Raw genomic sequence first — 18,602 nt, 5'->3', positions numbered from 1 at the left:
ACCCGGAGCAACCGGAGCCCTGCATGGGCCCGACGCCGGTGCCGAACGCACTGACGCCAGGCGACAGCTGAAGCGCCAACTCCGGATCGACAGGAGACGCAATGAAGCACAACGCACCCGTTCTGCGCGGCATCGTCGCCGCTCTCGCGCTGGCCGGCGCGCTCGCGGCGCATGCCGCGGAGCCGCTCAAGGCCAACGTGATTCACTGGTGGACGTCGGGCGGCGAGTCGGCCGCGATCAAGCAGTTCGCGCTTGCCTACGATCAGGCGGGTGGCAAGTGGGTGGACAACGCGATCGCCGGTGGGGACCAGGCGCGCGCGACGGCAATCAACCGCATCGTGGGCGGCGATCCGCCCACCGCTGCGCAGTTCAATACGTCCAAGCAGTTTCACGATCTCATCGACCAGGGACTCCTGAACAATGTCGATGCGGTCGCAACGAAAGAGAACTGGAGCGCCATCTTCCCTGAATCGATTCTCACGGCGATCAAGGTCAAAGGGCATTACTATGCCGCGCCCGTGAACATCCACATGCAGGACTGGTTCTTCTATTCGAAGCCCGCGTTCGCCAAGGCCGGGATCACGAGCGAACCGCAGAATTTCGACCAACTCTTCGCCGATCTCGACAAGCTCAAGTCGGCCGGGCTGATTCCGCTCGCGCTGGGTGGCCAGGCATGGCAGGAGAAGATCACCTTCGACGCCATCTTCGCCGACATGGACCGCGATCTCTACATGAAGGTGTACCGCGACCGCGACGCGAACGCCGTGAATTCGCCCGCGTTCCGCAACGTGCTCACGACCTTCAAGCGGCTGCATAATTACGTAGATCCGGGCTCGCCTGGCCGCAACTGGAACGACGCCACGGCGCTCGTGATTTCCGGCAAGGCGGGCATGCAGATCATGGGCGACTGGGCCAAGGGCGAGTTTTCGGCCGCGAACCAGGTGGCGGGCAAGGACTTCGGATGCTTCCCCGGTTTCCCGAAGTCGCCGTACATGATCGCCGGCGACGTGTTCGTGTTCCCGAAGACCGACAACCCCGAGCAGCTCAAGGCGCAGCAGCTGCTCGCCACGGTGATGACGTCGCCTGCCGCGCAGGTCGCGTTCAACCAGAAGAAGGGCTCGATTCCGATTCGCCCCGACGTGGACACCTCGGGCTTCGACATCTGCGCGAAGGAGGGCATGACGATCATGAAGGACAAGTCGCGGCAACTGCCGAATCCGGAAATGCTGATTCCGCCTGATGTCCAGGGCGCGCTGCAGGACGTCATCACGAACTTCTGGAACAAGAACCAGTCGGCCGAAGACGCGCAGAAAGCCTTTGCCATGGCAATCCAGAGCTGAGCGCAATCATGTACGCCGCCAAGCTGCACCCGGCCAAACGCCAGACGGGGCAAGCGCGCAGCGCGCGCCCCGCGCGGCGGCGGCTCTCGCTCGCCGCCTGGATCGCGCTCGCGCCGATGGCGGCGACGGTCCTGTTCGCGTATCTCGGCACCATGCTGTGGACGGCGCGCGTCTCGCTCAGCCTCTCGCGCTCGCTGCCCACCAACACCTTCGCGGGCGTGACGCAGTACGTGCGGCTCTTCCAGAACGACCGCTGGATCCTGTCGCTGCAGAATCTCGTGATCTACGGCGCGTGCTTCATCGCGGCGTGCCTCGTGATCGGGCTGCTGCTCGCGATCTTCATCGACCAGCGCGTCGTGGCGGAAGGCGCGCTGCGCACGGTGTTTCTCTATCCCTATGCGATGTCGTTCGTCGCAACGGGCCTCGTCTGGCAGTGGATCCTCAACCCCGAACTCGGCGTGCAGGCCGTGCTGCGGCACATGGGCTTCGAGCACGCGCGCTTCGACTGGATCGTCACGCAGCGCTTCGCGATCTACACGCTCGTGATCGCCACGGTGTGGCAGGCCTCGGGCCTCGTGATGGCGCTGATGCTCGCGGGCCTGCGCGGCATCGACGACGAGATATGGAAGGCCGCGCGCCTCGACGGCATTCCGCGCTGGCGCGTGTACGCGAGCATCGTCGTGCCGATGCTCAAGACCTCGCTTTCCACGGCATTCGTGCTGCTCTTCGTGATGGTCGTGAAGCTCTACGACGCCGTGGTCGCGATGACCCAGGGCGGCCCCGGCACCGCGAGCGAGGTACCCGCGAAATTCATCATGGATTACCTGTTCAATCGCGCGAACATCGGGCTCGCTTCGGCAGCGTCGATCGTGCTGCTCGCTACCGTCCTCGCGATTCTTGCGCCATTCTTCTACGCGCGCAGCCGCGCGGCGCTCAAAGGAGACCGGGCATGAGCACGCCTTTGGCCGATTCGCTGCGTCCCGCGCCCGCTTCCGCGCGTGCGGCGCAAAAGCGGCGCAAGCCGCGCAGCCGCTTCACGCCCGCGCGGCTCGGCGTGTATGCGTTTCTGTTCACGGCGGCGCTGTTCTTCCTGCTGCCGCTCTATGTGATGCTGGTGACTTCGGTGAAGCCGATGACCGAGATCCGCCTTGGCCATCTACTCGCGCTGCCGGTGCATTTCACGCTCGCGCCGTGGCGCGACGCGTGGTCCTCCGCGTGCACGGGACTCGACTGCGGCGGCATTCGCGTGGGCTTCTGGAATTCGGTGCGCATCGTCGTGCCGAGCACGGTCATCTCCATTGCCGTAGGCGCCGTGAATGGCTACGCGCTGTCGTTCTGGCGGCCGCGCGGCGCAGGCGTGCTGTTCGGCATTCTGCTCGCGGGCGCGTTCATTCCCGTGCAGGTGATGGTGTACCCGCTCGTGCGCGTGCTGGCCTTCGTGCATCTGTTCAGCTCGCTGCCGGGCATCGTCGTGATACACACGATCTTCGGCATGCCGGTCATGACACTCCTGTTCCGCAACTACTATGCGTCGTTGCCGCAGGAGCTGTTCAAGGCCGCGCGCATCGACGGCGGCGGGTTCTGGCGCATCTTCGTGCAGCTCATGCTGCCGATGTCGGTGCCGATCATCGTCGTGGCGATCATCATGCAGGTCACCGGCATCTGGAACGACTACGTTCTTGGCCTCGTGTTCGCGGGCACGAAAAACCTGCCGATGACGGTGCAGCTGAACAACATCATCAACACGACGACCGGCGAGCGTATCTACAACGTCAACATGGCCGCGACGATCCTCACGTCGGCCGTGCCGCTCGCGATCTACTTCATTTCGGGGCGCTGGTTCGTGCGCGGCATCGCCTCGGGCGCGGTGAAAGGCTAGGAGCAGGCCATGGGCAATCTCACGAACGTTTCCGTACGCAACCTGCGCATCGACCTCGGCGCGAACACGGTGATCGACGAACTCGATCTCGATGTGCGCGCAGGCGAGTTCGTCGTGCTGCTCGGGCCATCGGGCTGCGGCAAATCCACCTTGCTGCACAGCATCGCGGGCCTCGTCGACGTGACCGACGGCAGCATCGAGATCGGCGGCGAGGACATGACATGGGCCGACCCGAAGGATCGGGGCGTCGCGCTCGTGTTCCAGTCGTACGCGCTCTATCCGACCATGAACGTGGAGCGCAATCTCTCGTTCGCACTGCGGATCAATGGCACACCGAAGGCGGAAATCGACCGCCGCGTGAAGCGCGCCGCCGACATGCTGCAGCTCGGGCCGCTGCTTGCGCGCAAACCCGCGCAGCTCTCGGGCGGCCAGCGCCAGCGCGTGGCGATCGGGCGTGCACTCGTGCGCGAGGCGGACGTGTTCCTGTTCGACGAGCCGCTCTCCAACCTCGACGCCAAGCTGCGCACCGAATTGCGCCGCGAACTGAAGCAGCTGCACCAGCAACTCGGCGCGACGATGATCTACGTGACGCACGACCAGGTCGAGGCGATGACGCTCGCCACGCGCATGGCGGTGATGAAGGGCGGGGCGATCCAGCAGTTCGGCACGCCGGCCGAAGTCTACGCGCGCCCCGAAAACCTGTTCGTCGCGACCTTCCTCGGCGCGCCGCCGATGAACCTGCTGCGTGGCCGGCTCGAAGCCGACGAAGGCCGGCTGCGCTTTCGCGGGCCGGGCCTCGACGTGGATGTGTCGGCTTACGCGTTCAAGGGCACGCCGGATCCGACGCGCCCCTGCGTGCTCGGCGTGCGTCCGGAAGACGTGCGCGCAGGTGGCGCAGTGCGCCCGCACGAAGCGTCGTGGGAAGGCCGCTTGACGCTCGTGGAGCCCATGGGCAATCATCGTGTCCTGTGGATCGAGCATCAGGGAGGGCAGATCGCGTCGATCGATCAGGACAAGACGCCGCTGGCGAGTGGGGCGGCGGTGCCGTTCTCCATCGACGGTGCGCATGTTTCGCTGTTCGACGAAGAAACCGGCGCACGCATTTGATGCATACAACCGATAAAGACAGAGAGACCAGGAACGTGGCGACCCTGAAAGACGTGGCGGCGCTGGCCGGCGTGGGCCTTTCGACGGCTTCGCGGGCGATATCGGGCAACGGTCCGGTGTCGGCGGAGGCGGCCGCGCGTGTGCAGGCCGCGATCGAGCAGCTCAATTTCCGGCCTTCGTCCATCGGCCGCGCGATGGCCACGAAGTCGCTCGGCATCATCGGTATCTTCGTGCCGACGTTTTTCGGCTCGTACTACGGCACCATCCTGAAGGAAACCGATACGCAGCTGCGCGCCGTACGGCGCCATGTGGTGGTGGCCACCGGTTGCGGCGAAGCTTCGCCGCGCGAGCAGGCGATCGAGGCCGTGCGCTTCCTGATCGGCCGCGATTGCGACGGCGTGGTTGTCATCAGCCACGACCTGTACGACGACGACCTGCAGATGCTGCACGCCATGCACCCGCGCATGGCCTTCCTGAACCGCTCATTCGATCAGTTACCCGAAGCATCGTTTTGCGCCGATCACTTTCACGGCGGCGAGATGGCTGCCCGCACGCTCATTGAGCACGGCCATCGCGAGCTTGCGGTGATCGGCGGCCCGTCCACGTCGTCGGACAATGCGGCGCGTCTGCATGGATTTTTCGCCGAGCTGGCGCGTCACGGCATCGAGCGCCGGACCGTGCCGCATATCGTCTCGGACTTTTCGCCCGAAGGCGGCTATGTGGCGGCCGGGACGCTTCTCGAACGCAAACACCGCTTCACCGGGCTGTTCTGCGCGAACGATACGATGGCCATGAGTGCGCTCGCGCGCCTGCAGCAGGCAGGCTTGCGCGTGCCCCACGACGTTTCGGTGATCGGCTACGACGACGATTATTCGGCGGCCTACATGGCGCCGGCGCTGACCTCGGTGCACATTCCCACCGCGGAGCTCACGCGCAATGCGGTGCGCTGGCTCATCAACCAGTGCTACGGCACGCAGTGGCCGATCGAGCGCACGTTCCCCGTGAGCGTGACGATGCGCGATTCGGTGGTACGGGCGAAGTAAAGCGCGCGTCGCGTGCATCGAGCAACGGCGGTGGAGGCGAAGGTGAGGGTGGGGAGCCACACCCGTGAGGCGGCAAGTCGCGTAAAATCGAACGCATTCCCAATCCCCACGTTTTCCATTCATGCCCGCGCAAGACCCGGCTGGTACGGTCAAGAAAGAAGAAGGCGTCGCTGTCATCGACCGCGCGTGTGCCATCCTGTTCGCGTTTCGACCGGGAGACAGCGCGCTCACGCTCGCCGAACTCGCGGCGCGCACGGGGCTCTATAAAAGCACGTTGCTGCGGCTGGCCGGCGCTCTGATTCAGCATCGCCTGCTGCTGCGCCTCGACGACGGCCGCTACCAGCTCGGCCCCGCCACGTTCGCGCTGGGCGCGCTCTATCAGCGTAGCCTCAACATGGGCGACATTCTGCTGCCGCTCATGCGCGAACTGGCCGCTGCGAGCGGGGAGAGCGTTTCGTTCTACGTGCGCGACAACGCGGTGCGCGTGTGCCTGCATCGCGTCGATTCGCATCATGTGGTGCGCCATCATGTGCGTGAGGGCGACGTGCTGCCGCTCGAAAGCGGATCTGGCGGCCGCGCGCTGCTGGCATTCGGCGGCGAGCCGGGCGAGCCGTTCGAGACCATTCGCCACGACTTCTACTGCATCTCGATCGGCGAGCGCGACCGCGAAACCGCCGGCGTTTCCATGCCCGTGTTCGGCGTTCACGATACCTTGCGTGGCGTGCTCACGCTCGCCGGGCCGAGTTCGCGTATCGACGCGGCGTTCGTCGAGCGCCATCTCGACGCGTTGTTCGAATGCGCGATACGCGCTACCGACGCGCTCGGCGGCGACTCGCGCGCACTGCGCGCCGCCCAGCGTGCGCACGCTGCGCGCGCACGCCAGGACGCCTGAGGCCACGGGCGGCTAGCGCAAACACTTCGGACGCTAGACGCCGTTTGCACGCGCTCGCTTTCACGGCGCGTTGATCAGGACTGCTCCAGATGTCGCTCCGGCGCGCCGGTATAGGCATACGGAATCTGGCGCGGCATGGGCCCCTTGTTACGCTCGCCGCGTCCGCGCTGCTCCCACGCATGCGCGAGGATGCCCACGGCGCGCGAGAGGCAGAACACGCCGCGCGCCAGTTCGGGCGCAAAGCCCAGTTCGGCGTAGATGACAGCGGTTACGCCGTCGATGTTCATCGGCACGGGCCGGTCCTTGCGCTTTTTCAGCAAGGCTTCGATGCCGCGCGCAATTGCGGCATAGCGGCCCTTGATGGTGCCGGACGCCACACGGGCATCGACGAGCGCGAGCAGCCGTCCGGCGCGTGGATCGACCGGATGAAAGCGATGGCCGAAGCCCGGCAGATACTTGCCGTGATGGGCGATGAACTCGTCTACGCCGGCTTCGACTGCCGCTTCGAATGGGGCGCCAGCCACGATGCGCGCGGCGATGTCGGCATAGAGTTCGACCGCCTGCTGGCCGGCGCCGCCGTGCACGTCGTCGAGTGCGTTGAGCGCCGAGGCCATTGCGCCGTTGATCGGCAAGCCGCAGCTCGTGGCCATGCGCGAGATCGCGATCGAAGGCGCATGTGGCCCGTGATCGACCGAGGCCACGAGCGCCGCTTCGAGCAGCGTGGCCTCTTCGTCGCCGGGCAGTTCGCCGCGCAGCATCAGCCAGATCATCTGCGGGAAACTCACGTTGCCGATCAGCTCCTGGATCGGATAGCCGCGCACCTTGATGGAGCCCGGGTGGATGTCGATGATCGAGGTGCTCCAGTAGTCGGCGCAAAGGGCGGCGAGGTCGGGCGTGGTCGTGTTCGTGGTCGGCATGGTCAGATCACTCCGTCATGGTGGAGGGCGTCGATTTGGGCGGCTTCGTAACCGAGTTGTGCGAGCGTTTCGCGCGTGTGGGCGCCGAGGGTCGGGGCGGGCGTGGCGGGCGCGGCGTCGGCATCGGCGAGCCGCAGGCCCGCGCGCGTCACGCGTTGCGCGGCTTCGCCCTGTGCCGGTTCGAACTCGCGGATGAAGCGCCGTTCGGCCAGATGCGGATGCGCGAGGATTTCGGGCACCGAGAGCACACGGCCCACGGGCACGCCGCGCTCGAGCAGGCGCGTTTCCCAGTTCGCCGCGCTGTCCGCGGCGAGCGCGGCTTCGATCTCGGCTTTGAGCGCTTCGCGGTACTGCTTGCGCGAATGGCGCGCGGCAAAACGCTCGTCGCGCGGCAGGTCGGGGCGGCCGATCACCTCGCACAGGCTTTCGAACTGGCGCGTTTCGTTTGCCGCGATATTGAGCAGGCCCGCGCCGGTGCGGAAGGTGCCTGAGGGTGCGGCCGTGAAATTCTCGTTGCCCATCGGCGCGGGCTCGACCCCGGCGTTCAGGTAGTTCGACACGACCCAGCCCATGGTCGCGAGCGTGGCTTCGAGCATCGAAACGTCGAGACGCCGCCCGCGGCCGCTCGTGCGCGCGTCGACGAGCGCCGCGCAAACACCGAACGCGGCGGTGAGACCGCCCACCGTATCGGAGACGGGATAGCCTACGCGCAGCGGCGCGCTGTGCGCGTCGCCCGTCACGCTCATCACGCCGGACATGCCCTGAATGATCTGGTCGTACGCCGGGCGGCGCGACAGCTCGCCTTCGTCGCCGAAACCGGAAATCGCACAGTAGACCAGCGCTGGATTCACTTTGGATAACTGATCGTAGCCGAGTTCGAGGCGGTCCATCACGCCGGGGCGGAAGTTTTCGACGAGGACGTCGGCGTGGCGTACCAGATCGAGCAGAATGGCCTTGCCGCGCGGGTCTTTCAGGTTCAGCGTGATCGAGCGCTTGCCCGCATTCACGGCCACGAACGACGCGCCCATATTGCGCGCCGCGGCGTCCTTGTCGGCCCCGAGGCGCCGAGCAAGATCGCCGCCTTCAGGATGCTCGACCTTGGTGACTTCGGCGCCGAAGAGCGCGAGTTGATAGGCGCAGAACGGACCCGCGAGCACATTCGACAGATCCAGGACGCGCACGCCGGCTAACGGGAGCATGGTGACAGCCTCGTATTGAATAAATTAGCGGGAGATGTCGTCGAGCGCGCGATTCTTCGTGCGCGGCCCGAAGATGCCGATGGCCGCCATCACCACGATCATCGCGCCCGTGATCAGCGCGAAAACGCCCGGCACACCGAAGTGGCGCAGGGCGAACGCGATCATGAAACCCGAGAACATAGCGGAGAGGCGCGACATCGAATAAACGAAGCCAACGGCGGTGGCGCGCATGCGCGTGGGGAACAACTCGACCTGGTACGCGTGATAGCCAACCGAGAGCAGCGTGCCGCCCAGTGTGATGAGCACGCCGAGGAACATGAGCATGCCGGCCGAGGTTTGCATGGCGAACAGCGTGCCGCAGACGGCGATGGCGAGCGCGGAGAGCACGACGAGCGTCTTGCGCTCGATGCGGTCGGCAATCGCCATGCCGAGCAGGGGGCCGAACGGATTCGACGCGGCGATCACGAACGAGTAGAGCAGGCTGTGCGTGACCGTGACGCCCTTGGAAATGAGCAGCGTCGGCACCCACGACGCGAAGCCGTAGAAGCCAATGGCCTGAAACAGGTTGAAGACGAGCAGGGTGATCGTGCGGCGACGGTAAGGCGGCTGCCAGATCTCGGCGAAGCGCGCCTTGGCGAGCGTTTGCGTGCTGGCCGATTCGACGACAGGCGCGGGCAGCACGCGCCCGTGCTGCGCCTCGATCTTCGCTTCGAGCCTTGCGAGAATGCGCGCGGCTTCCTCTGTGCGGCCGCGCTGCGCGAGCCAGCGCGCGCTCTCGGGCACGCGGCGACGGATCGCCCAGGCGATGAGCGCGCCGAACGCGCCGAACATGACGACCCAGCGCCAGCCGTCGAAGCCGAGCGGCGCGCGCGGCACGAACCACCATGCGAGCAAGGCGACAGCCGGCACGGCCGTGTACTGCACCAGATGCACGAACGCGAATGCGCGGCCGCGCATGTGCTTGGGCACGAGTTCGCTCACGTAGGTGTCGATGGTGACGAGTTCGACGCCCACGCCAATGCCCGCGATGAGGCGCCACAGGTTGATGCCGGGCGCGCTCGTCTGCAGCGCCATGATGCAGGTCGCAACCGAATACCAGAGCAGGGAGGCAGTGAACAGCGTGCGGCGGCCATAGCGGTCGGCAAGCCTGGTCAGGCAGAACGTGCCGATGAAGAGCCCCGCGAACGACGCCGCCACGAAGGCGCCGAGACCCGAGAAGCCGAAGAACGAAGCCGTGGTGGTCGAGTAGAGGCCGCTTTTCACGAGGCCCGGCCCGACATAGGCCGTGAAGAACAAATCGTAGAACTCGAACCAGCCGCCCAGCGAAAGCAGGAGCACGAGCGTCCAGATGGTGCGCGTGGCCGGCAGACGGTCAATGCGCGCGTTGATCTCGGCCGCACTGACGGGCGCGGCGGCGTGGTCCCGGAGCGACGCGTGTGTCGCTCCGATTGGCAAGCTGGACATCGGAATCTCCTGAACGCTTCGTTGGTGTGTCTCTTCGTTCTATCTGATAGAACATCGTTCTAAAAATATGGCTCGATGATACTGCGAGGCGGTGAGCCAACCGACCAGGGCTTTTACTGAGTGGGACGTGCAGGGTGCGCCTCACAGAGCGCCATTGGGCATGCCGAGTGCTACAACGCCGTCGTTTTATTCGGATGCTCAGTCAGGAGACGTCTTGAAAAAGAAAGTCTTTTCCGGAGGCGTTCCTGCCGCGCTCGCCTTGTCGCTCTGCGCCGCTATCGCGCTCTCCGGCTGTGCGCATCCGCAGAGCGAGGGGTACACGCAGGCGCAATCGAATGTGCCATCGCCGCTCACCGATCTCGACAACGGCGAGGGAACCGCCGCCGCGAACGCACCGCAACCGCAACCCGCCGTCGATCCGCAGGCGCTCGACGCGCTCAATGCCATGGGCGCTTATCTGCGCACGTTGCGCCGGTTCGAGGTCAACGCGGACACGTCGACCGACGTCGTGCTCGACAACGGCCAGAACGCCGCGCTGCTGCGTCATACGGTGCTCGAGGTCAAGCGGCCCGACCGGCTACGCGCCGAGATCACGGGCAACGGCAACGTGCGTGGACTGGTCTATGACGGCCGCGAGTTCATGACCTTCAACGAACAGAAGGGCTTTTACACGCGCAATGACGCGCCACCGACGCTCGATGGCCTCGTACGCGAACTTGCGAATAGCTGGCGTATCGAAGCGCCGCTCGCGGAGCTTTTCTACTGGGGCAACGGCAAGGACGACAACGCGGCGATTACGGCGGCGCAGGTGCTCGGCGTCGAGAAGGTCGATACACGCTGGTGCACGCATTACGCGTTTCAGCAGCGTGGCGCCGACTGGGAGATGTGGATCGAACAGGGACGGCGGCCGCTGCCGTGCCATTTGGTCGTCACGGATACGACCCAGTCTTCGAGGCCGCGCCATGAAGTGACATACCACTGGAATCTGTCGCCATGGTTCGTCGCATCGACATTCGCGTTGCATCCGAAACCCGGTGCGAAGCGAATCGAACTGGAGCCGGCTGCTGTCGTGAGGCCTTCGTTCGAGGAGGTTCAGTGACCGGCCGGCGCTGAGAATCGGTCCCGATGATTGCGGGCTATCGGGACCGGGGTACCGACGGGCGGGAAGACTTGCCAGGTGGCGCCGCCCGTGGATTTTTTTGTATTTAACATAAGATAAATTATCGCAGTTTTTAACATCCGTATCGACCGCATCACATCTCGACAATCACCTTCAGCGCCTGCGTGCTGGCCGCCTGCGAAAACGTCTCATACGCCTTGGGCATGTCTTCGAACGAAAACCGGTGCGTGATCAGCCGGTTCGGATCGATCCGTCCGGCGCGCACGGTCTTGAGCAGCATGGGCGTGCTCACTGTGTCGACGAGACGCGTCGTGATCGCCACGTTGCGATCCCAGAGCTTGTCGAGGAAAAGCGAAGCCGGCACGCCGTGCACACCGATGTTCGCAATCACGCCGCCCGGCGCCACGATCTGCTGGCACAGTTCGAACGTCGCAGGCACGCCAACGGCCTCCATCGCGCAATCGACGCCCACGCCATCCGTGAGCTTCATCACCGCATCGACGGCGTCGCCCGCGCGCGGATCGATGCACGCCGTCGCGCCGAATTTCTTCGCGCATTCCAGACGGTTGGGGTCCATATCGATCATGATGATCTGCGCGGGCGAATAAAACTGCGCAGTCAGGAGCGCGGCCAGCCCGATTGGCCCGGAGCCGACGATGGCCACCGTGCTGCCGGGTTCGACCTTGCCGTTGAGCACGCCGCATTCGAAACCCGTCGGCAGGATGTCCGCGAGCATCACGAGCGCGGCCTCGTCGAGGCCGTCGGGAATCCGGTACAGGCTCGTTTGCGCGTGCGGCGTACGCACGTATTCGGCCTGCGTGCCGTCGATGCGATTGCCGAGTATCCAGCCGCCCGTCTTGCAGTGCGAATACATGCCGCGCCGGCAGTACTCGCACTGTCCGCAGCTCGAGATGCACGAGACGAGCACGTGATCTCCGACTTTCAGCGTCGAGACGCCGCTGCCGATCTCGTGGACGACGCCCACGCCTTCGTGGCCGAGAATGCGGCCCGGCTCGCAACTCGGCACGTCGCCCTTGAGAATGTGGAGATCGGTGCCGCAGATCGTCGTCTTCGAGATCTTGACGACGGCGTCGCCGGGTCCCTGCAAGGCGGGCATTGGCCGCGTTTCGAGTGCGAACTTGCCCGGACCGTTGTAAACCAGTGCTTTCATGGTTCCTCCATCGACAACCGGAAATGTGCCGGCTCGCCGGGCGCCCTCCTTTCGGTCAGCGGGCGCGCGGCGAGTCCGTCTTCCCCTGCAAGGTTTGCTTATTTCGATACGCGGTGAGCCGCCGAGAATGGATCCGAAATATCGACGACTTCGCCCTTCCATTCATGATCGTAGTCCAAGGTCCGACGGCTACGAAGTGATGGTGTGGAGGTTCATGCGTTAAGCATGAGATTTCTTGCACTCGCTCAAATACTAGAACAGATGGCGGATGCCGACCTGCACGCCGAATTCGCTCTGACCGGGTCCCGGCGTCAGGAACGAACCCGTCGTAATGCTGGCGCCCGCCATCTTGAACTGCGCGGTGCCGTAGTTCTTCAGTTCGGAAATCGTGCCGTATAGCCGGGTCCCCTTCGAAAGATCGTAGTTGACGATCGCCCCATATTGCAGGGCGTCGTTGTCGAGATGCGTGCTGTCCTTGGTGTAGGCGGCGCCGGCGCCCACGCTCAAGAACGGCGTGAAGCGGTAGTCGGCCGAAAGCGAATACGTGCTGTGCCAGTCGCCTGCTGTATTGCCAACCGGCCCGACTGTCGGGTCGTATTTGCCTGCCGGGTTGCTGAGCGCATTGCCGGTGGTCGCGGAAATGACGTCGTTGGCGCGGAAATAGCCGACATAGATGCGCCCCCACCCGTAGTCGAGATTGCCGCCCGCCATGAATTCCTGCACACGGTTGGAGGCTGTCGCATTCGCCGCGTTCAAATAGGCAAGCGCGAGATAAACCGGGCCCTGGGTGGTCTGCACGCCGGCCTGATACACGGCATTGCCCGCGAGCGTGCCCGGCTGGCCGCCCACCGAATAATGCAGTTCGACCTGGGTCCCCACGAACTTCGGCGAAATCCACGCAATGTCGTTGTCGACGCGTGCCAGCCAGTTCGCAAAGTTGTTGTAGCCCGAGGCGTAGGTCGCCGCGCTGAAGGCGTCCATATTGCCGCTCCAGGCGAACATCGGCGTGTTCTGGCGGCCGAAGCGCACCTCGCCGAAGCCGCCGCCCACACCGACCCACGCCTGGCGATCGAAGAACCGGTAGCTGTTCTGCAGCTTGCCCGTACCCGGATCGAAGCCGCTCTCCAGCGCGAAGTTCACGCGGTATCCGCCGCCTATGTCCTCCGTGCCGCGCAAGCCCCACCGGCTCGTCATCAAGCCGTTATTGCCGAGCACGGCGAGCGACGTGGTCTTGCCGTCGACTTTCGTGTTCTGGTAGCCGGCGAACACGTCGAGCACGCCGTAGAGCGTCACCGACGATTGCGCCATTGCCGGCGTGCCGGCGACGACTGCCGCAGCGATCACCGACAAGCTAAGGAATCCTCTATTTAACGACATCGTCACTTTCCCCTGTTGTTGACTTCTTGATAGATTGGTCCTGACGCTGAAGGCGTCAGCTTGTGCGGTCGGTCGCGAGCATGCGCTTCACCACGAGGGCGAGCGGCACAGTGAAGCAAAAGTGCGACATGAAACCGCCGATGATGACGACCGGGTCGTAGTAATTGGGATGGTTGTCTGACGCGATGCTGATCGCCACATGCATGACGATCCAGGCCAGGATCGCGTAAAAGAGCGCGACGAACGTGGCCTCGTAGCCGCGGCGGCGGAAATACGGCCAGATCGCAGCGAACAGTACGCCCCACGCAATGGCGAAGAAGAAATGGATGGCAGTGCCGAGGAAATACGCCCAGATGCCGAGCGAGTCCTGTACGCCCTTGCCGAACACGAGGCCGGTCGCGTTGCGGGGAATGCCCGCAAGCGGCATGAGATGCTGGGCGCCGACCCAGATGAGCGCCTCGTAAATCCAGATGATCACCGCGCCCGTCAAGCCGCCGGCTATGCCGGCGCGCAAGATTGCGCCGAGCGTCGGCTTGCCGTCGATAGCCGCTCTCGTCCCTTGATACCCACCCTCACCTACGCTTGCATTGCCGCTCATCGCCGCCTCCTCCTGTCGTACTGCACGAAATGTTTTTCGCCAAGATAGAAACGGGGCTTACGGAAAACTACATCGGGTTAACGGCAGGCAAGAGGCGCTTTGCGGGCAAGAAAGCGCGCGCAACGCAAGACCGTGACTCGCGGTGAGCCGCGCAGCGCCAAGCGGGACAAGGCTTGGCGCAATTCATCGTTGCACGGCGGGAGGCCGGCAGACCGGCTTGCAGACCCGGTCGCCGATAAGAGAAATCGATACGGCGGAAACGACTTCGCAACGCCAGGTCTGCAAACGCAATTCAACTGCCGCCCTCACCTCCCCCCTTTTACTCGGAGCAGGAGGCGCAGCAGCACGGGCAGCACCAGCAGCACGAGCGGCATCTGCACGATCAAGCCCGAGATGATCGCGACGGCGAGCGGTTGCTGCATCGCGGAACCCTGGCCGAGCGCGAAGGCGAGCGGCAGCAGCGCGAGAATGGCTGCGATGGTCGTCATCGCGATCGGCCGCAGGCGATTGCGGCCCGCGGCCTGCAACGCCTCCTCGAGCGGCACGCCTTCGTCGCGTACGAGCCCCTGGAACTCGGAAACGTAGAAGATCGCGACCTCCGTCACGATGCCGACGATCATCGTCATGCCCATCATCGCGGAGATGTTGAGTTCGATGCCCGTCGCCCACAGCCCGATGAAAACGGCGCCGGTGGCGAGCAGCGGCATCGCCATCACCGCGAGCGCTACACGAAAGCGCTCATAGAGGAACAGCAGCAAGCCGAACACCAGCGCTACGGCCGCGCCGAACACCGCGAGCAGCCCCTTGAAGGCGATCTGCTGTTGCTGGTACAAGCCGCCCAGTTCGTAGTAGACGCCCGTTGGCAGGAGCGCGGGATCGGCAAGCGCGCGCTGCACGTCGGCAATGGTCGAGCCGAGGTCGCGCCCGTCGATGCGTGCCGTCACCGCCACCATGCGCTTGAGGTTGTCGCGACTGATCTCGGGTTGCCCGCTTACGTGCACCGGGTCGGCAACGCGTGCGAGCGCGAACACGTGCCCGTCCGCCGCACGCAACGGCAGGCGCGCGAGTTCGGTGTCCGTCATTTGCAGCGCGCCTTGCGCACGCACGCGCACGCCGACCGTCTTCGGGCCGTTCTGGAACTGCGTGGCCACGTTGCCGTCCAGCAGGTCCGAGACCTGCTGCGCGACTGCCTGCGGGTCCATGCCTTCGGCAGCCGCGGCGTCGGGCCGGATGCGCAGATCGATGGCGTCGCCGGCAGGATTGATGCCGTCGTTCACGTCGACGATGCCGCTAATCTTGCCGATGCGTGCGGCCACACGTTGGGCGGTCGTATCGAGCACATGAGCGTCGTCCGAGTAGATCTTGATCTGCACGGGCTGCGGAACCGCCGTGAGGTCGCCGATCAGGTCCTCCATTAACTGCGCCAGCTCGACGCTCACACCGGGCACGTTTGTTTCGATCCGCGAACGGATCTCCTCCATCACCGTGTCGATGGGTTCGCGGCTGCCCGACTTCAGGCGCACGAAGAAGTCCCCCTTGTTCGGCTCGTTCAGGTCGCCGCCAAGTCCGGCGCCGGTGCGGCGGGAATATGTCGCCACATTCGGGTTCGCGCGAATGATCGCTTCGATCTGTTGCATCAGGCGATCGGTTTCGGTGATCGACGTGCCCGGCTGCGTGTGATAGTCGAGCACGAAACCGCCCTCGTCCATCGACGGCATGAAGCCGCTGCCGACCCGCGTGAACGCGAGCGCCGAAAGCAGCGCCAGCGGAACGACGAGCGCGAGCACCCACAGGGGCCGCGCGCTCACGCGCGAGACGAGCCGCGCGTAGGCACGGTTCAGCCATGCAGCGAAACGCGTTTCGCGATGCTCCTCGGCATCCTTCGCCGTGAGCCAGCGATCGCAGAGAATCGGGATGGCGAGCCACGTGACGAGGAACGAGATAAAGAGCGCGCTCGCCATCGTCACCGAAAGCGCCTTGAAGAACGCGCCGGTTACGCCCGAGAGAAACGCCAGCGGCACGAAGATGATGAGCGTTGCCGCCGAAGAGCCGGCGAGCGGCCGTGTAAATTCGAGCGCCGCGCTCATCACGCGGCCATGAAACGCATGCGCGCCCGCTTCGCGCATCCGCCGCGCGATGTGCTCGATCATCACGATGGCATCGTCGATCACGAGGCCCACCGCCGCGGCCATCCCGCCGAGCGTCATGATGTTGAAGCCCATGCCGAACACGTCGAGCAGCAGAATGGTCGCCGCCATCACGATAGGCACGAGCGCCACGGCGATGAGCGTGATCTTCGTGTTGCGCAGAAATACGAAGAGCGTGAGCGCCGCGAGCACCACGCCAATCATGATGGCATCGCGTACGCTGGTGGCCGAGGCGATCACGAGCTCGCTCTGGTCGTACCAGTTCGAGAGCGTCACGCCGTGCGGCATCTGCGGGCCGAAGTCCTTGAGGCGCGCACGAATCGCCTGCGCCATCGCCACACTGTTCGCGCCGGGCTGCTGGTAGACGTTGATCAGCACCGCATCCTGGCCGTCGGCGGTCACGCGGATCCATTGCGGCACGGTCCCCTGGGTGACGGTGGCCACATCGCGCAGGCGGATCTGCGTCGCGCCGGCGGACGACACGACCACGTTTTTCAGCGTATCGAGCCCGCTGAAAGCCGAATTCGCCACGACGAGAAAGAGCTTGTCGTGGTCCTCGATGCGCCCGGTGGCCATCAGCACGTTGCCCGCGCCGATCGCGCGCGAGATATCGGCGACCGAAAGCTTGTACGTCGCGAGGCGGGCGGGATCGACGGCCACTTCGAGCTCGTCGCGCGCCCCACCCGTCACGTCAACGCGCGCCACGCCCGCCACGGAGGAAAGCAGCGGACGCAACTGGAACTGGGCGAGGTCGTAGAGCTGCGAGAGCGACAGGCGCGACGACGTCAGGCTGTACGCGAGCACCGGAAACACCGTGGGGTCCATCCGGCGCACCTGCATGCTGGTGCCGGGCGGCAGCGTCGCGAGAATCTCGGCAATGGCCGACTGCGCCTGCAACGTGGCTTGCGCCATGTCCGTACCCCAGTCGAAATTCAGCGAGATTTCCGCTGAGCCCCGACTCGTGCGGGATTCCACGTCGCGCACGTTCGGCACGCGCCGCAACGCTTCCTCCACCGGCATAGTGACGAGCGTCACCATCTGTTCGGCCGGACGGTCGCCCGCGTCGAGCGAAATCACGGCGCGCGGAAAGGACACGTTCGGAAAGAGCGAGATCGGCAGGCGCAGCGCGGTGAGCGCACCGGCAAGCGCGGCAAGCGCGATCACGAACAGCAGCGAACGACGGTGGCGCTGCATCCACTGGCTGAACGTCATCGCGCGCCGCCTTGCGCCACGCGCACGGCCATGCCGTCTTCGAGTTCGTAGTTGCCGACGACGACGAGCGGCCGCGAGGCGTCGAGCGCGCCATCCACGCCGTACGTATCGCCATGCTCGACTTTCACCTGCACATCGACGCGGTGCGCCTTGTTGGTCGGCGCGACCTGAAACACATAGCTGCCCTTCGCGTCCCGCAGCACCGCGGCGCGCGGCACGTTCCACCACGTGCCGGCCTGCGTATCGATGTCGGCCCGCACGCGCGTTCCCGGCAGGAACGCGGCGCCCGCGAGCGGCACGTTCGCACTCACGTTCACGAGCTGGCTCTGCGCGTCGATGGCTGCGCCGACGAGCACGATGCGCCCTTGCGCCCGCTGCGAACCGAGCGAGGCGGACAGCGGGCGCAGCACGACACGATCGCCGGCGCGCAGCGTGAGCGCGTCGGCGGGTTCGACGCCCAGCGAAATGTTCGCGGCATTGCCCGCGGCGCCATTGGATGCAACGAGCTGGGCGAGTGCCGTGCCCGCCTGGATCCGGTCGCCCGGCACCGCGGCAAGCTGCGCGATGACGCCGGCCACTGGCGCCGCGATCGTTTTCGAACCCGGCGCAATACCCGTCGCTTGTTGCGCGGCGAGCGCCTGCTGTGCGTCATCCAGCGCTTTTTGCGCCGCGGCGAGCTGCGATTGCGTGGCGAGACCGTCGTGAAAGAGCGAGCCGGTGCGAGCGAGTTCGCCACGCGCGAGCGTCGCTGCGCTTTGCGCTTGCGTATAGGCGATCACGGCGTTGGGATCGGCTTGCACGACGAATAGCGCAGCGCCCTGCGCAACGGTCTGGCCGGGCTGCACGAGCACGCGCGTGACGCGTGCGAGATACGGCAGGCTGATGGTCGTGGCGTTCGAGGCCGCAGACGCGACCGCGCCATACGCGACGACGGTTTGGGCGACCGGCTGGCGCTTCACGTGCACGACCTGCACGGCCGCGGATGGCGCCGGCGGGCCGCCCGAAGCGCCGGCGACATCCGCGCGCGCTGCATGCGGCGCGAAAAGCGCTGCGCCGGCGGCGAGCGCGGCCGCTGCGCCAACTGCGCAGACGGCGACACGCGTACGCGTGCCGGAAAGAAAGCGGTGCTCAGTCAT

The 18,602-nt window shown here is 65.4% G+C and carries 15 protein-coding genes; 7 read left to right on the top strand and 8 right to left on the bottom strand.

The window, feature by feature from the left end; all coding sequences use genetic code 11:
- Window positions 1-101: 101 nt before the first annotated feature.
- The 6 genes from AB4Y40_RS00690 (at window position 102) to AB4Y40_RS00665 (ending at window position 6,261) form a co-directional block, all read left to right on the top strand.
- Window positions 102-1,340: an ABC transporter substrate-binding protein gene (locus tag AB4Y40_RS00690; protein WP_368686049.1), complete on the top strand. Its 1,239-nt coding sequence runs from the start codon at window positions 102-104 to the stop codon at window positions 1,338-1,340.
- A gap of 8 nt (window positions 1,341-1,348) precedes the next feature.
- Window positions 1,349-2,293, top strand: a complete 945-nt coding sequence (locus AB4Y40_RS00685) for a sugar ABC transporter permease (RefSeq protein WP_342921279.1) — start codon at window positions 1,349-1,351, stop codon at window positions 2,291-2,293.
- Entirely contained in the window at window positions 2,290-3,219 is a 930-nt protein-coding gene (locus tag AB4Y40_RS00680) for a carbohydrate ABC transporter permease (protein ID WP_368686048.1), read from the top strand. Before AB4Y40_RS00685 ends, AB4Y40_RS00680 begins: the two co-directional genes overlap by 4 nt.
- A gap of 9 nt (window positions 3,220-3,228) precedes the next feature.
- Complete coding sequence (locus tag AB4Y40_RS00675) at window positions 3,229-4,326, top strand: ABC transporter ATP-binding protein (RefSeq protein WP_368686047.1); 1,098 nt, start codon at window positions 3,229-3,231, stop codon at window positions 4,324-4,326.
- A 35-nt stretch (window positions 4,327-4,361) separates the two neighbouring features.
- A complete protein-coding gene (locus AB4Y40_RS00670) occupies window positions 4,362-5,369 on the top strand; it encodes a substrate-binding domain-containing protein (protein ID WP_368686046.1) in 1,008 nt (335 codons plus the stop codon).
- 121 nt (window positions 5,370-5,490) lie between these two features.
- Window positions 5,491-6,261, top strand: a complete 771-nt coding sequence (locus tag AB4Y40_RS00665) for an IclR family transcriptional regulator (RefSeq protein WP_368686045.1) — start codon at window positions 5,491-5,493, stop codon at window positions 6,259-6,261.
- A 74-nt stretch (window positions 6,262-6,335) separates the two neighbouring features.
- Here the strand turns inward: AB4Y40_RS00665 and AB4Y40_RS00660 are convergent, their stop codons facing one another.
- Genes AB4Y40_RS00660 through AB4Y40_RS00650 form a run of 3 tightly spaced genes read right to left on the bottom strand, consistent with a single transcriptional unit; the run spans window position 6,336 to window position 9,841 of the window.
- Entirely contained in the window at window positions 6,336-7,178 is an 843-nt protein-coding gene (locus AB4Y40_RS00660; protein WP_368686044.1) for a citryl-CoA lyase, read from the bottom strand.
- A 2-nt stretch (window positions 7,179-7,180) separates the two neighbouring features.
- Window positions 7,181-8,377 (bottom strand): CaiB/BaiF CoA transferase family protein, encoded by a 1,197-nt coding sequence (locus AB4Y40_RS00655; protein WP_368686043.1) that lies wholly within the window; start codon window positions 8,375-8,377, stop codon window positions 7,181-7,183.
- 24 nt (window positions 8,378-8,401) lie between these two features.
- Complete coding sequence (locus tag AB4Y40_RS00650) at window positions 8,402-9,841, bottom strand: MFS transporter (protein ID WP_368686042.1); 1,440 nt, start codon at window positions 9,839-9,841, stop codon at window positions 8,402-8,404.
- Window positions 9,842-10,055: 214 nt separating this feature from the next.
- Between AB4Y40_RS00650 and AB4Y40_RS00645 the strand changes: the two genes are divergently transcribed.
- On the top strand, window positions 10,056-10,940 hold the full coding sequence (locus AB4Y40_RS00645; protein WP_368686041.1) for a DUF2092 domain-containing protein: 885 nt from the start codon (window positions 10,056-10,058) through the stop codon (window positions 10,938-10,940).
- A 154-nt stretch (window positions 10,941-11,094) separates the two neighbouring features.
- Here the strand turns inward: AB4Y40_RS00645 and AB4Y40_RS00640 are convergent, their stop codons facing one another.
- The 5 genes from AB4Y40_RS00640 to AB4Y40_RS00620 all read right to left on the bottom strand — a co-directional run bounded on the left by AB4Y40_RS00640 (window position 11,095) and on the right by AB4Y40_RS00620 (window position 18,602).
- A complete protein-coding gene (locus AB4Y40_RS00640; protein WP_368686040.1) occupies window positions 11,095-12,132 on the bottom strand; it encodes a zinc-dependent alcohol dehydrogenase family protein in 1,038 nt (345 codons plus the stop codon).
- Between the two features lie 252 nt (window positions 12,133-12,384).
- Window positions 12,385-13,476 (bottom strand): porin, encoded by a 1,092-nt coding sequence (locus AB4Y40_RS00635; RefSeq protein WP_368686337.1) that lies wholly within the window; start codon window positions 13,474-13,476, stop codon window positions 12,385-12,387.
- A gap of 88 nt (window positions 13,477-13,564) precedes the next feature.
- The gene (locus tag AB4Y40_RS00630; RefSeq protein WP_368686039.1) at window positions 13,565-14,107 is read right to left on the bottom strand and encodes a hypothetical protein; all 543 of its coding nucleotides are present in this window, start codon (window positions 14,105-14,107) and stop codon (window positions 13,565-13,567) included.
- Window positions 14,108-14,412: 305 nt separating this feature from the next.
- Window positions 14,413-17,466, bottom strand: coding sequence for an efflux RND transporter permease subunit (locus AB4Y40_RS00625; RefSeq protein WP_368686038.1), 3,054 nt, complete (start codon window positions 17,464-17,466; stop codon window positions 14,413-14,415).
- Window positions 17,463-18,602: an efflux RND transporter periplasmic adaptor subunit gene (locus AB4Y40_RS00620; protein WP_368686037.1), complete on the bottom strand. Its 1,140-nt coding sequence runs from the start codon at window positions 18,600-18,602 to the stop codon at window positions 17,463-17,465. The genes AB4Y40_RS00625 and AB4Y40_RS00620 overlap by 4 nt, the downstream gene beginning before the upstream one ends.

This window comes from Paraburkholderia sp. EG287B, assembly GCF_040965595.1.
GTDB lineage: Bacteria > Pseudomonadota > Gammaproteobacteria > Burkholderiales > Burkholderiaceae > Paraburkholderia.
The sequence above is the reverse complement of the archived record's forward strand: the minus strand, read 5'-3'. Positions and strand labels throughout refer to the sequence as shown.